We start from the raw sequence: 13832 nt of genomic DNA, 5'->3' as shown, positions 1-13832 counted from the left end.
CAGATGGAACTTCACATGATCATATTGACAGGCGTCCTCGTGACTGTGGCGGTCTATCTGCTGCTGTCCCGGAACATGATCCGGATGATCCTCGGGACGGCGGTGCTTTCCCATGCGGTCCACCTGCTGCTCATCACGATGGGCGGCGCGGCGGACGGACATGTCCCGCTGCTCGGGGAATCGGCCGGCCCGTATGTCGATGCACTGCCCCAGGCGCTCATCCTGACGGCGATCGTCATCAGCTTTGCGACGACGGCATTTCTTCTCGTGCTCGCCTACCGCACTTATCAGGAAACAGGCACCGATGACCTGGACCAGATCCGGAGGGCGCGCCGTGAATAACATCCTCGTCCTGCCGATGGTCGTCCCGCTGCTCACCGGATTCGTGCTGTTCTTCCTGCGTCCGTCCGTCAAGGCGCAAAAAATCGTCGCCACGCTCTCGATCCTGTCGCTCACCGCGATCAGCGTGCGCATCCTCCTGCTCATCCGGGATGAAGGAATCATCCGGCTCGACTTCGGGGGATGGAAGCCGCCGTTCGGGATCTTGTTCGTCGGGGATTCATTTTCCGCGCTGCTCGTCCTGACGACTTCGGTCGTTTCCGGCCTCATCCTCTTCTATGCCTTCACGGCGACCGAACGCCGGCATGAGAACATGTTCTTCTATCCATTCTCGTTCTTCCTCGTGGCTGGTGTGAACGGGTCGTTCCTGACGGGGGACCTGTTCAACCTGTTCGTCTGCTTTGAAGTGATGCTGCTCGCCTCGTATGTGCTCGTTACGCTCGGCGGCAGCAAGGTCCGGCTGGCGGAGTCGATGGTCTATGTGGCCATCAACGTTGTCGCTTCGTGGTTCTTCCTCGTTGCGCTCGCCTTCCTGTACGGGTCGGTCGGCACGCTCAACATGGCCCATATTTCGGTCCGTGTCGCAGAGGCGGGGCAGGGGCCGCTCCTCAGCGCGATCGCGGTGATCTTCCTCATCGTCTTCGCCTTGAAGGCGGGGCTGCTCCTGTACTTCTGGCTGCCGGGCTCCTACAGCGTCCCGCCCGGTCCGGTCGCTGCCCTGTTCGGCGCGCTCCTGACGAAAGTCGGCGTGTATGCGATGTTCCGGACGTTCACGCTCATCTTCTACCATGACGCCGCGATCACGCACGGCATCATCGGCACGATGGCGGTGCTGACGCTTGCGGGCGGAAGCTTCGGGGCGATCGCCTATAAGGACATCCGGGTGATTGCATCCTACAACGTCGTCATCGCGGTCGGTTTCATGATGCTCGGGCTCGCCGTCTTCAATGAACATGCATTCCAAGGGTCCGTCTGGTACCTCATCCACGACATGGTCATCAAGGCGCTCCTGTTCCTCGTGGTCGGCGCGATGGTCGTCCTCACCCGGGAATCGAGGATCGACCGGATGAGCGGGCTCATCCGGAACTATCCGCTTCTCGGCTGGCTGTTCTTCATCACGATGGTGTCGCTCGCCGGCATCCCGCCGTTCAGCGGCTTTATCGGCAAGGTGTACACCGGCCTCGGCGCAGTCGAGGGCGGGAACTATTGGCTGCTCTTCGCCGGCTTCCTCTCCAGTCTGTTCGTCCTGTATTCGCTGCTGCGGATCTTCATGAACTGCTTCTGGGGCGAGACGACGATCACGCGCGAAGAGCAGCGGCCGCTCCGCCGGTCGAAGCTCATCCCGCTTACCTTGCTCGGCGCCCTCACGCTCGGCATCGGCATCGGCGCACAGGCGCTCGCCCCGTTCGTCGCGGACGCCGCACATGTGATGGCAAATCCGGAGATCTACATAGAAGCCGTGCTCGGGGAGGTGCAGTCGGGTGGATAGATTCAGGAAAAACGGGGGCACGGGCGCCACGGCGGCCCAGTTCCTCCTGAACTTGTTCATCGCGTTCCTCTGGATGCTCCTTCTGGATGAAGACGAGTTCCGGGTGACGACGTTCGCCGCCGGATTCATCGTCGGGATCTTCATCGTCTTCTTCATGCACCGGTTCTTCGGCACGCAGTTTTACTTGAGGCGGCTGTTTGCGATCGTCAAGCTCGTCCTCATCTTCAACCGCGAACTCGTGAAATCAAGCTGGTCGGTCATCGGCCAGATCCTGAGCCCGAAGCTCACGATCCGCCCGGGCATCTTCCGGTACGACACGGTGCTCGAGAGCGACGGGGAAGTGACGACCCTGTCACTCCTCGTCACGCTCACGCCGGGTTCGGTCGTCATGGAAGTGACCGAAGACGGCCAGGGCCTCTACATCCATGCGATGGACATCGAGAACTCCAAGGAAGCCCTGATCAGCCAGCTTAAAAACTTTGAAAAAGCGATCATGGAGGTGACGCGCTGATGGTCGATACGCTCATGCTGATTGCTTTGATCCTTTTCAGCTTCACGATTCTCATCGCGGTCTACCGGATCATCCGGGGACCGTCCAGGCCGGACCGCGTCATCGCGCTCGACATGATCGGCGTCAACCTGCTCGCCTCGATCGCGGTCGTCTCCTGTCTGCTTCAGACGAAGGCGTTCATGGAAGTGATCCTGATCCTCGGGATTCTGAGCTTCATCGGCACGATCGCCTTCTCGAAGTATATCGAGAGGGGGGTCATCGTTGAACGCCGACACAATCGTTGAATACGCCGCCGCCATCCTCATGGTGACCGGCGGACTCATGAGCCTCGTGAGCGCAATCGGCCTCATCCGGCTGCCGGACGTGTACACCCGGTCGCACGCCGCCACGAAAAGCTCCACGCTCGCAGTTTTGCTGACGCTCCTCGGCGGGTTCCTGTATTTCTGGGCGCTGGAACGGTTCATCAGCGTCCGGCTCCTCCTCGGGATCATCTTCGTCTTCCTCACCGCTCCGGTCGCCGGCCACGTCATCATCCGGGCCGCCCACCGGTCCGGCGTGCGACTGGCGGATATTTCGAAAAAGGACGAACTGGCCGAAGCCATCCAACAACGCAATGAAGAAAATGAACGCAGGCCGCCCGAGTAAGATGGGCGGCTTTATTGTGGGAAGAGGGTGGCCGGTTGTGCGAGTAGCGGCGGGCGGCGGGGGCGTTTCAGCTTGGATACGCAACGTTTAAGGAAAGATACGCAACGTTTCAGCAAAGATAAACAATGTTTCAGCAAAGATACGCAACGTTTTCAGGAACCGGGCGCCGCCGGTCCGCCGCAATTGCGGTCCTGATCTGGAAGTTGACATTCGCAGGTGGAAAGTTGACATTCGTCTTCCGGAAGTCAACACCCGGCCCGCCGAAATGGACACTCATCCGGAGGACGGCTATAAAGGAGTTCTTGAATGAATGGCGAATCATTCATAGCAGGGGGGATGGCAGATGAGAAGATGGCCGAAATGGCTGAAGGTCGTTCTGGGGATTGTCGGGACGGTCGCAGTGCTGGCGATTGTCGCGCTGGTTTTCGTAAACGCTTACATATCGAAGTCGAAGCCGGTGACGTCAGGGGAGATGGCCGTGCCGGTGCTTGAAGGGGAAGTGACAGTGGTCCGTGATGAAAAAGGCGTTCCGCATATCCGGGCGGAGTCTGATGCGGATCTGTACAGGGCGCAGGGGTTTGTCCAGGCGCAGGACCGCCTGTTCCAGATGGACTTGGCGCGCAGGCAGGCGTCCGGCCGGCTGGCGGAAGTCGTGGGAGAGGCGGCCGTGCCGACGGACAAGCTGTTCCGCACGTTTAGCCTCAGGCAGGCCGCGGCCGATTCGGAGTCCGGCTACGGGGAAGACGCCCGCCAGGTGCTCGGATGGTTTGCGGAAGGCGTGAACGCGTTCATCGACCAGGCGAAGGAAGAGGGGAAGCTGCCTTACGAGTTCCGGCTGCTCGGCTATGAGCCGGAGGAGTGGACGCCGCTCGATTCATTGACGATCGGGAAATACATGGCGTACGATCTCGGCGGGCACTGGCCCGCGCTTGCATTCCGTCACTGGGCGGTGAATGAGTACAATGGCAATAAGATGAAAGAACTGTTCATCCATTATCCGGAAGACGCGCCGTCGGTCATCGAGGCGAACCGGGCGAATCCGGTGGCGATCGCAGGGGCGTTTGATGCGTCGCTCATCCCTCCGGAACACAACGGAAGCAACAACTGGGTCGTCGCGGGCGACAAGACGGCATCGGGCAAGCCGCTGCTTGCGGATGACCCGCACCTCGGCCTGACGACGCCGTCGATCTGGTACGAAATGAATCTGGAGTCGCCCGAACAGAACGTCACGGGCGTCATCTTCGGCGGCATCCCGGGCATCATCCTCGGCCACAACGAAGACGTGGCCTGGGGCGTGACGAACGTCGGTCCGGATGTGCAGGATCTGTATATCGAGACGCCGAACCCGGATAACCCGGCCGAATTCCGCTTTGACGGCAAGTGGGAGCGGGCGGCCGTCCGCGACGAGCCGATCAAAGTGAAAGACGGGGAGACGGTGGACTTTGAAGTCGTCACGACCCGCCACGGTCCGGTCATCTCGGACGTCATGCTGGAGAGCACCGGTACGGGCGGGGACGTGCTGTCGATGCAATGGACGGCGCTTGAGCCGACACGCGAGCTCGAGGCGATCCTCAAGATGAACAAGGCCGGCGACTGGGACGAGTTCGAAACGGCGCTCGAGAACTTCAATGCGCCGGCCCAGAACTTCGTCTTCGCTTCCACCGACGGGACGATCGCCTACAAGGCGAACGGCAACATCCCGATCCGCAAAAAAGGCGACGGCCAGCTTCCGGTCCCGGGCGATTCATCCGAGTACGGCTGGGAAGGATTCATCCCGTACGACGAGCTTCCAAGGACCGTCAACCCGGAGGAAGGGTTCATCGCGACCGCGAACAATCGGGTCATCGGCGAGGAATATCCTTACCATATCACCGATTTCTGGGCGCAGCCGTACCGGTACGAGCGGATCGCCGAAGTTTTGCAGGAAGGCGATTCCTTCACGCCGGAAGACATGATGGCGCTCCAGATGGATGTGAAGAACCTGTACGCCCGCGAGTTCCTGGATGATATGCTTGGCTCCCTGCGGGCTACAGGGGCCGACGAGGAGTACGGAAAAGCGGTGAAGCTGCTTGAGGAGTGGAATCAGGAAGACGACAAGGACCTCAGCGCCCCGCTCATCTTCCACAAATGGATGCGCCAGCTGCCGCAGACGATGTTCTGGCAGGCGATGCCGGAAGATGTGTATGCCCTCATGCCGGGCAAGAACCATATCACCGATGAAATGATGCGCCAGGCATACGCCGGCGAACCGGGCGCCTGGGTGACGGAATACGGCGGCGTCGACCGGTGGGTGACAGACGCTTTCGAGAAGGCGGTCGCGGACATTTCCGATGAATTCGGAAAAGATGCGGACGGCTGGCGATGGGGCGACTTCCACCAGCTCGTCTTCCCGCATCCGCTCGGCAGTGCCTCGCCGATCTTCGAGAAGTACTTGAGCCCGCCGCGCACGCCGACGAGCGGCTCAGGCGTCACCGTCCAGGCCGCCGGATTCAAAGACGACGGCTCCGCCGACCACGGCGCCTCCTGGCGGTTCGTCGCCGATCTGTCCGACCTCTCAAAATCCTGGCACCTCGTCGGCCCGGGCCAGAGCGGCCACATGAAATCAAAATGGTTCCACGACCAGGCCCCGGACTGGGTGAACGGCGACTATCACGAGACGCGGATCGACGGGAAATCGGAAGGGGAGGTGCTGAAGCTCAAGCCTTGAGTGACGGCCGGGCATGAAACTAAAACAGGGGCTCCCGAAACTAAAGCAGGAGCCCTCGAAACTAAAGCTGGGACCTCCGAAACTAAAGCAGGAGCCTCCGAAACTAAAGCAGGACCGAGCGAAACGAAAGCAAGGGCAGACCTTCCGGACGGAGGGCCTGCCCTTGCTTCTTTATTTTACGGGAACGGATTCGAAAACGGCTTTCTTCACGATGCGCCCTTTCCGGCCGAACGTCGTCTCCGCGTGGAGGAGCGACTGGAGGATCGCTTCTTCGGTTGATTCGATCACGGCTTGGAACAGGTCGTTCATGACCGGGTGGTCGTCTTTCAGAACTTCCCGGGTGACGGTCATCTCCCCGCCGCCGTGCGGGACGGTGAAGCCGGTGGAGAACGCGATGATGATGTCGCCGCTGCCGTTGTGGATATGCGTCCCGGTCCGGCCGAGGCCGATCGCCGCCCGCTTGGCGAGCCGCCCGAGCTGACGGCTGTCGAGCGGGGCGTCGGTGGCGACGACGATGATGACGGAGCCGTCCGGACGCTTTTCACGGTCGTCTTTGTCACCTACAACCGGGGTTTCCGGTGCCGGCTCTTCGGGGACGACCCAGCCGGGGAATAAGCACTCGTGGCCTCGGCCGAAATTTGTCAGCACGAGCGCACCGGCGGTGAACGTCCGGCCCTGCGCCTCGACGAGCCGGGAAGCGCTGCCGATCCCGCCTTTCGCCCCGTAGCAGATCATCCCTTTGCCTGCGCCGGTTGCCCCCTGTGCGAAAGTGCCGCCGGCCGCAGCTTGGATCGCTTCGATGGCGTGTTCGGGCCGGACTGCCATGTTGCGCATCGAGTTCAGATAAGAGTCGTTGCATTCGCCGACGACGACGTTCAGAGAACTTGCGGAGTCGCCGATCGCCGGATTCTCCTCCAGCATGTATTGAAGCGTCCCTTCCAGCACGGCACCGACACTGAACGTGTTCGTCAGCATGATCGGCGACTCGATGACGCCGAGCTCGGCCACCTGGATGAGCCCCGCCGTCTTGCCGAACCCGTTCAGGACGAATGAAGCCGCCGGCACCTTTTCCTCGAACAGATTGCCGCTGTGAGGCAGGATGGCGGTGACGCCGGTGCAGTGGTAGTCGCCCCCGCCGGCAGGGCCGTCGAGAGTGACGTGTCCGATTGCAACTCCTTCGATGTCGGTGATGGCATTGAGTGTTCCTTTTTTCATGGTGGCTCTCCTCCTGGATATGTACGAATAGATCGTAAGCGGCGATGAATAGATAGAACCGGGCGATGAATAGATAGAACCGGGCGATGAATAGATAGAACCGCACGATGAATAGATAGAACCAGCCGACCCCTCTCCCCGGGAAGAAATCCGTTGCATTCAAAACGCCCATCCGCGCCGGGACGGGCGTTTGGTCATTTGACGAGGAGCACGGGGCATTCGACGCGCTTGGCGACTTTGTGGCTGACGCTGCCCAGCACCATCTCCTGGAAGGCATTCAGGCCGCGGCTGCCGACGACGACGAGGTCATAGTCTTCGGCGTTGCAGAATTTCACGATGGTCGGGCCGGGTTCCCCGTACTGGATCTTGAGGCCGGGTCCGATGCCCTCGTTCCGGAACACTTCAAAGATATGGTCCAGGCGGTCGGTGATTTTGCCTTCAAGTTCTTCTTTCGGAACATTTTCAAATTCCTTCGGCCGGGATTGGTCGTAGTCGAGGATGTACAGCATGTCGGCTGAGGCGCCGGTCGATGCGGCGAGTGAGGCAACGTGCTCGGCGGCACGCTTGGAATGGTCGGATCCGTCAACGGCAACGAGGATTTTTTTATACATCGGTATGTCACTCCTTCGGTTTCCGGCGGGGCAGGCCGACTGCCCGGTATGCGCCGGAATAGGCCCGCTTCTTCTCTTCTTCTCTCTTTTCTATTCCCCTCCGGCCACCGAAAAACCTTCCCGAACAAAAGTTTTCGATAAAATCAAATACCCGTTTGAATGACCTTGCTTCCTGCGGCGCCAATGCATACAATGGAACCAACAACAATCAAACATCCGTTTGAATAAAGGGGAATGACAGGATGAAAGATACATGCGATGTGACGATTGTCCATGAAGATGAGGTGCAGGCCGTCCGGGGCCGGCTTCCGGAACTCCGCGGGATGGCCGCGATCTTCAAGGCGCTCGCAGACGAAACACGACTGAAGATCGCCTATTCGCTCATGCTCGGCGGCAAGCTCTGCGTGTGTGATGTATCGGCGATCATCGGGTCCTCGACGGCGACGGCTTCCCATCATCTCCGTTATCTGAAGCAGCACGGACTCGCCTCTTCGGAGCGGGAGGGGAAGCTCGTCTGCTATTCGCTGAAGGACGACCACGTGCGGGACCTGGTGAAAATTGCGCAAGAGCACGCGGAGGAGGATGAAGGAAATGGCGGCTGAGGCAAAGAAGGAGTACCGGCTTGAAAACCTGAGCTGCGCCAACTGTGCGATGAAGTTCGAGAAAAACGTCCGGTCCATTGAACGGGTGAGCGGCGCACAGGTGAATTTCGGCGCTTCCAAACTGTCGGTCACAGGCGACGCCACCATCGAGGAGCTTGAAGCGGCCGGCGCCTTCGACGGCATCAAGATCGTGCCGGCAGGCCGGCGCCCGGAGACGAAAAAAACTCCGCTCTTCCGCAGAAGGGAGACGGCTGTCTCCGCGGTATCGCTTCTGTTCCTGGCGGCGGGGCTCACGGCGTCCTACATTGCCGGAGACGAGCGTCCGTTGACGGTCCTGCTGTATGCCCTGTCCATCCTGATCGGCGGGGCGGGCATCTTCCGGACGGGCATCTCGAACCTCTTCCGGCTCGAGTTCGACATCAAGACGCTCATGACCATCGCCGTCATCGGCGCCGCGATTATCGGCGAATGGCGGGAAGCGGCGGTCGTCGTGTTCCTGTTCGCGATATCCGAAGCGCTTGAGGCATACTCGATGGATAAGGCGCGCCAATCGATCCGGGGCCTCATGGACCTCGCTCCGCCCGTGGCCGATATCATGCGGGACGGAAATCCGGAAGAAGTGGCGACGGAGGACATCCGGATCGGCGACATCATGCTCGTGCGTCCGGGCGGGAAGATTGCGATGGACGGCATCGTCGCCGAAGGCCGGTCGTCCGTCAGTGAAGCGGCCATTACGGGCGAATCGATCCCGGCGGCCAAGGCGGACGGTGATGAAGTGTTTGCCGGGACGCTGAACGGGGAGGGCGCCCTGAAGGTGCGGGTGACAAAGCGCTCGGAAGATACGACGATCGCGAAGATCATCCATCTCGTCGAGGAGGCGCAGGCGGAAAAGGCCCCTTCCCAGAAGTTCGTCGACCGGTTCGCAAAATGGTACACGCCGGCGATCATGCTTGTCGCGCTTCTCGTCGGAGTCCTGCCGCCGCTGTTCGGTGCCGACTGGCATACATGGATTTACCAGGGCCTCGCCGTCCTCGTCGTCGGCTGCCCGTGCGCGCTTGTCATTTCGACGCCGGTGGCCATCGTGACGGCAATCGGCAACGCCGCGCGGAACGGGGTCCTGATCAAAGGCGGCGTCCATCTCGAGGAACTCGGCCGGGTGCGCGCGGTCGCGTTCGNCGACATCAAGACGCTCATGACCATCGCCGTCATCGGCGCCGCGATTATCGGCGAATGGCGGGAAGCGGCGGTCGTCGTGTTCCTGTTCGCGATATCCGAAGCGCTTGAGGCATACTCGATGGATAAGGCGCGCCAATCGATCCGGGGCCTCATGGACCTCGCTCCGCCCGTGGCCGATATCATGCGGGACGGAAATCCGGAAGAAGTGGCGACGGAGGACATCCGGATCGGCGACATCATGCTCGTGCGTCCGGGCGGGAAGATTGCGATGGACGGCATCGTCGCCGAAGGCCGGTCGTCCGTCAGTGAAGCGGCCATTACGGGCGAATCGATCCCGGCGGCCAAGGCGGACGGTGATGAAGTGTTTGCCGGGACGCTGAACGGGGAGGGCGCCCTGAAGGTGCGGGTGACAAAGCGCTCGGAAGATACGACGATCGCGAAGATCATCCATCTCGTCGAGGAGGCGCAGGCGGAAAAGGCCCCTTCCCAGAAGTTCGTCGACCGGTTCGCAAAATGGTACACGCCGGCGATCATGCTTGTCGCGCTTCTCGTCGGAGTCCTGCCGCCGCTGTTCGGTGCCGACTGGCATACATGGATTTACCAGGGCCTCGCCGTCCTCGTCGTCGGCTGCCCGTGCGCGCTTGTCATTTCGACGCCGGTGGCCATCGTGACGGCAATCGGCAACGCCGCGCGGAACGGGGTCCTGATCAAAGGCGGCGTCCATCTCGAGGAACTCGGCCGGGTGCGCGCGGTCGCGTTCGACAAGACGGGAACGCTGACGAACGGCATCCCGGCAGTGACCGATGTCCGGGCGGCTGAAGGAGTGGAGCCGGACTGGCTGCTCGGCCGCGCTGCGGCGGTCGAGTCGCTGTCCCAGCATCCGCTCGCGTCCGCCATCACGGACCGGGCCCGCCGCCTCGGCACGGCAATTCCCGAAGCGGCCGATTTTCATTCCGTCACCGGAAAGGGCGCAGTCGGCACGGTGGACGGAGAACGGGTCTCCGTCGGAAGCATCGCCTGGATCTCCTCGATGTCGGAAGTTCCGGAAGCGGCCCGGCGGGATGCGGACCGCCTGCTCGGTGAAGGGAAGACGGTCATGGCCGCCACTGCCGGCGGCCGGTTCTCAGGTCTCATCGCCGCAGCCGATGCCGAGCGCCCGGAAGCGGCCGGCATCATCGCCAAGCTGAAATCAGCGGGCGTCAGCCGGATCGTCATGCTCACCGGAGACCACCGGAAAACCGCGGAAGCGATCGCCGGAAGAATCGGAATCACAGACGTCCGCGCAGGCCTCATGCCGGACGAGAAACTTGCGGCGGTAAAAGAATTCCGTGATTCGCACGGCTCGGCCGCGATGGTCGGGGACGGGATCAACGACGCCCCCGCGCTCGCCGCGGCATCCGTCGGCATCGCCATGGGCGGGGCCGGCACGGATGCGGCGCTTGAGACGGCGGATATTGCGCTCATGGCGGACGATCTGGAAAAGTTGCCGTATACGATCGGCCTCAGTCGAAAAACATTGCGCATCATCAAAGAAAACATTATGTTTGCATTAGGACTGAAAATTGCTGCGCTGCTCCTCCTCATCCCGGGGTGGCTCACGCTCTGGATCGCGATCTTCGCGGATATGGGGGCGACGCTGATCGTCGTGCTGAACTCCCTCCGGCTGATCAGGATCCGGGAGTAGCGCACGGCGGGGGGACTTCGGATGAAACTGACGGAATGGACGATGCAGGAACAGGAAGAACTCATCCACTTCATGACGGAAAACACCTGGCCGTACCACGGCATCCCGCATCCGGCGCGGGAAATGATCGAGAAGGCGATCGGCGAGGGCGGGTACGAATCCGATGAAGTGAAGACGTTCTGGGTGGAGACGGACGAGGGGGAGAAGGTCGGGATCGTCAAGCTGTATGACATGCAGGACGAAATTCCGATGTTCGATCTGAGGATCGCGGACCGGGCACGGGGGCACGGCTACGGCCGGAGGGCGCTCCGGCTCATCTGCGACTTCGTCTTCAGCATGCCCGACAAGAAGATCCGCCTTGAAGGCCATACCCGGCAGGACAATGCGCCGATGCGGAAAACATTCGAGCGGGCCGGCTTCGTGAAGGAGGCCCACCTCCGGAAAGCCTGGTATTCGCCGAAAGAGGAGTCATACTATGACGCCGTCACGTACGGCATGACGCGGGAGGACTTCCTGAGCGGGACGACGACCCCCGTCGAATGGGACGACCGGGGTTCGGAAGGGGGAGAAGCGCCCGCGGAGTCCGGACCGCCCGCCTTTCCTGATGAATTCCGCTCGGAGCGCCTTCTAATCCGCGCCCCGCGCCTTGAAGATGCGCCGGATCTATGCGATGCGCTCACCCGCTCGCATGCGGAGCTGAAGGAATGGCTCCCGTTCGCAAAAGAGCAGCCGACCCTCGCGGCGACGGAGGAAAGCCTCCGGCAGGCGGTCGCGGATTTCATTACCCGCAGCGATCTCCGGCTGCATCTGTATCGGCTGGAGGACGGCGCTTTCGTCGGGTCTTCCGGTCTTCACCGGATCGACTGGGACGTGCCGAAGTTTGAGATCGGCTACTGGATCGACAGCCGCTTCGCCGGGCAGGGGTACGTCACGGAAGCCGTCGCCCGGATCACCGGGTTTGCATTCGAGACGCTCGGCGCCCGCCGGGTGGAGATCCGCTGTGATGCGCTCAACGAGAAAAGCCGCGCCATCCCGGAACGCCTCGGCTTCGAACTGGAAGGGATCCTCCGGCATGACGCCCTCTCCGTTACAGGGAACGGCGTCCGGGACACCTGCGTGTATGCACAAGTGAAATGAAAAAGGGATGCCGCGGGTATGCGGCATCCCTTTATTTAAACTGATTTCCTTCCGGTGAAGAGCGAAATGATAAATAGAATGCCGGCGATGACGAGCAGGATATGGATCAGACCGCCTGCCACCTTGAAAACGAGACCGAGCACCCAAAAAGCGATGAGGGCCAGGATAATCCACCAAAGAAACTTCATGTTGAAATTCACCTGCTTTCCGTTGGATCTGCCGATTGGTGTCTTGCCTATAAAATACCCTTCACATCCCCGCCTTAAACCGCAGGGGCCCTCGTGCTATAATGGACGGACAGGCTTTGGAAAGGGCTGATGGCATGGCGACGCCGAGTATGGAAGACTACATCGAACAGATTTGGCTGAAGTCGGGCGGGAGCGGGGAGGCCCGGGTGTCCGACGTTGCCGAGGCGCTGGAGGTCCTGCCCTCGTCGGTGACGAAGATGGCAAGGAAGCTCGACAGGGAAGGCTATTTAGTTTACGAACGATACAAAGGGTTAATATTAACGGAAAAGGGCGAGGCGTTCGGAAGGAAGCTGGTCCACCGCCACGAACTGCTCGAACGGTTCCTGAGGATCATCGGCGTGGATGAGAGATTCGTCTACCATGATGTCGAGGGGATTGAGCACCACCTGAGCTGGAATGCCATTGACCGGATCACCGAACTGGTGAGGGCGCTGGAGGAACATCCGGACGTGCTCACCCGGATGGCCGGCGACCATCCCGCGGGAGAAGCGGGAGGAGAAAAGGAGAGATGATGATGGAACAGGCGGAATCGGGCCGGATCGTCGAAGCGATCGCACAGCGCCGGGAAGGATCCCGGTGGGTGCTGGCATGCGGTGAAGAGGAGATCCACATGAACGACTCGGAGGCGCCCGAGGGACTTGGGGAAGGGGACGCGGTGAGGGTGTTCCTGCATCCGGACAGGCGAGGGAACCTGACCGCCACTTCTCTTCTGCCGCGCATGGAAGTCGGATCGTACGGCTGGGCGGAAGTGATCGACACGGACGGACGCGACGGGATCCGGACCGACATCGGCTCTTCCGTCGAGGTGATCGTCAACCCGGCGGATATGCCGAAGATCCGGGGGCTGTGGCCCAAGCCGGGTGACCGCCTTTACATGACACTCCGGACCGACAAGGGCGGAAACCTGTTTGGCCGGCTCGTCACCGAGGAGCGGATCATGGATGAATTTGTCGACGCGCCGGCTTCCATTTTCAATAAAAACCTGAAGGCCCGGCCGTACCGCCTTCTGCCGGTCGGGGCGTTCATGCTGTCGGAGCCCGAGAAATACCGAGTCTTCGTCCATCACACCGAGATGAAATTCGAGCCTCGGCTCGGCCAGGAGCTTGACGTCCGGATCATCGGCGTCCGGGACGACGGCTCGCTGAACGGCTCCCTCCTTCCCAGAAAAGAAGAGCGGATCGGCGATGATGCGGAGACGGTCCTGCGCTATCTGAACGGCGCGGGCGGCAAGATGCCGTTCGGCGACAAATCGACGCCCGACGAGATCGAGGAGATGTTCGGCATGAGCAAGGCCGCCTTCAAGCGCGCGCTCGGCAAGCTGTTCAAAGAGCGCCGGATCATCCAGGAAGACGGCTGGACTTACTTGAAGGAAAGCCGGGAATAAGACCGGCTGTGATTAAAAAGTGAAACTTTTCCTGTGCCCTGCCCGTTCATATGGGTAGGGCATCTGCAATTGAAAGGGGAATGA

Annotated in this window: 14 protein-coding genes and 1 pseudogene; 12 read left to right on the top strand and 3 right to left on the bottom strand. The window is 61.1% G+C overall.

What is annotated here, in order from left to right:
* Positions 1-3: 3 nt before the first annotated feature.
* The 6 genes from BN1189_RS02995 (at position 4) to BN1189_RS02970 (ending at position 5691) form a co-directional block, all read left to right on the top strand.
* The gene (locus BN1189_RS02995) at positions 4-342 is read left to right on the top strand and encodes a Na(+)/H(+) antiporter subunit C (RefSeq protein ID WP_040225283.1); all 339 of its coding nucleotides are present in this window, start codon (positions 4-6) and stop codon (positions 340-342) included.
* Entirely contained in the window at positions 335-1828 is a 1494-nt protein-coding gene (locus BN1189_RS02990) for a Na+/H+ antiporter subunit D (protein WP_040225282.1), read from the top strand. Before BN1189_RS02995 ends, BN1189_RS02990 begins: the two co-directional genes overlap by 8 nt.
* A complete protein-coding gene (locus BN1189_RS02985) occupies positions 1821-2339 on the top strand; it encodes a Na+/H+ antiporter subunit E (RefSeq protein ID WP_082194110.1) in 519 nt (172 codons plus the stop codon). The genes BN1189_RS02990 and BN1189_RS02985 overlap by 8 nt, the downstream gene beginning before the upstream one ends.
* Positions 2339-2623 carry a Na(+)/H(+) antiporter subunit F1 gene (locus BN1189_RS02980; RefSeq protein ID WP_040225281.1) on the top strand — a complete coding sequence of 95 codons (285 nt, stop codon included), beginning with the start codon at positions 2339-2341 and terminating at the stop codon, positions 2621-2623. Before BN1189_RS02985 ends, BN1189_RS02980 begins: the two co-directional genes overlap by 1 nt.
* Positions 2601-2984 carry a Na+/H+ antiporter subunit G gene (locus tag BN1189_RS02975; protein WP_040225280.1) on the top strand — a complete coding sequence of 128 codons (384 nt, stop codon included), beginning with the start codon at positions 2601-2603 and terminating at the stop codon, positions 2982-2984. The genes BN1189_RS02980 and BN1189_RS02975 overlap by 23 nt, the downstream gene beginning before the upstream one ends.
* Before the next feature lie 343 nt (positions 2985-3327).
* Positions 3328-5691 carry a penicillin acylase family protein gene (locus BN1189_RS02970; protein WP_040225279.1) on the top strand — a complete coding sequence of 788 codons (2364 nt, stop codon included), beginning with the start codon at positions 3328-3330 and terminating at the stop codon, positions 5689-5691.
* A gap of 171 nt (positions 5692-5862) precedes the next feature.
* Here BN1189_RS02970 and BN1189_RS02965 read toward each other — a convergent pair whose 3' ends face one another.
* Together BN1189_RS02965 and BN1189_RS02960 are read right to left on the bottom strand one after the other, a co-directional pair.
* Positions 5863-6906, bottom strand: a complete 1044-nt coding sequence (locus BN1189_RS02965; protein WP_040225277.1) for a DmpA family aminopeptidase — start codon at positions 6904-6906, stop codon at positions 5863-5865.
* Between the two features lie 194 nt (positions 6907-7100).
* Positions 7101-7517 carry a universal stress protein gene (locus BN1189_RS02960; RefSeq protein ID WP_040225275.1) on the bottom strand — a complete coding sequence of 139 codons (417 nt, stop codon included), beginning with the start codon at positions 7515-7517 and terminating at the stop codon, positions 7101-7103.
* A gap of 242 nt (positions 7518-7759) precedes the next feature.
* Here BN1189_RS02960 and BN1189_RS02950 point away from each other — a divergent pair, with 242 nt between their 5' ends.
* From BN1189_RS02950 to BN1189_RS02940, 4 genes and pseudogenes are all read left to right on the top strand, one after another.
* Positions 7760-8119: an ArsR/SmtB family transcription factor gene (locus BN1189_RS02950; protein ID WP_040225272.1), complete on the top strand. Its 360-nt coding sequence runs from the start codon at positions 7760-7762 to the stop codon at positions 8117-8119.
* A pseudogene (locus BN1189_RS16720) lies at positions 8100-8222 on the top strand (hypothetical protein); the annotation flags it as partial. The gene BN1189_RS02950 and the pseudogene BN1189_RS16720, both read left to right, overlap by 20 nt.
* Positions 8223-8549: 327 nt before the next feature.
* Positions 8550-10979: a heavy metal translocating P-type ATPase gene (locus BN1189_RS02945; RefSeq protein ID WP_257125380.1), complete on the top strand. Its 2430-nt coding sequence runs from the start codon at positions 8550-8552 to the stop codon at positions 10977-10979.
* 21 nt (positions 10980-11000) lie between these two features.
* On the top strand, positions 11001-12116 hold the full coding sequence (locus BN1189_RS02940; RefSeq protein WP_040225270.1) for a GNAT family N-acetyltransferase: 1116 nt from the start codon (positions 11001-11003) through the stop codon (positions 12114-12116).
* A 35-nt stretch (positions 12117-12151) separates the two neighbouring features.
* On the opposite strand, the gene BN1189_RS15780 is transcribed toward BN1189_RS02940, so the two are convergent.
* Positions 12152-12304 carry a lmo0937 family membrane protein gene (locus BN1189_RS15780; protein WP_143242234.1) on the bottom strand — a complete coding sequence of 51 codons (153 nt, stop codon included), beginning with the start codon at positions 12302-12304 and terminating at the stop codon, positions 12152-12154.
* 134 nt (positions 12305-12438) lie between these two features.
* Between BN1189_RS15780 and mntR the strand changes: the two genes are divergently transcribed.
* Positions 12439-12876 (top strand): transcriptional regulator MntR, encoded by a 438-nt coding sequence (gene mntR, locus BN1189_RS02935; RefSeq protein WP_040225267.1) that lies wholly within the window; start codon positions 12439-12441, stop codon positions 12874-12876.
* Between the two features lie 2 nt (positions 12877-12878).
* Positions 12879-13748 (top strand): CvfB family protein, encoded by an 870-nt coding sequence (locus tag BN1189_RS02930; RefSeq protein ID WP_179860896.1) that lies wholly within the window; start codon positions 12879-12881, stop codon positions 13746-13748.
* Positions 13749-13832: the final 84 nt, after the last annotated feature.

The sequence above is a fragment of the Bhargavaea cecembensis genome (genome assembly GCF_000826125.2).
Classification (GTDB): Bacteria; Bacillota; Bacilli; order Bacillales_A; family Planococcaceae; genus Bhargavaea; species Bhargavaea cecembensis_B.
The sequence above is the reverse complement of the archived record's forward strand: the minus strand, read 5'-3'. Positions and strand labels throughout refer to the sequence as shown.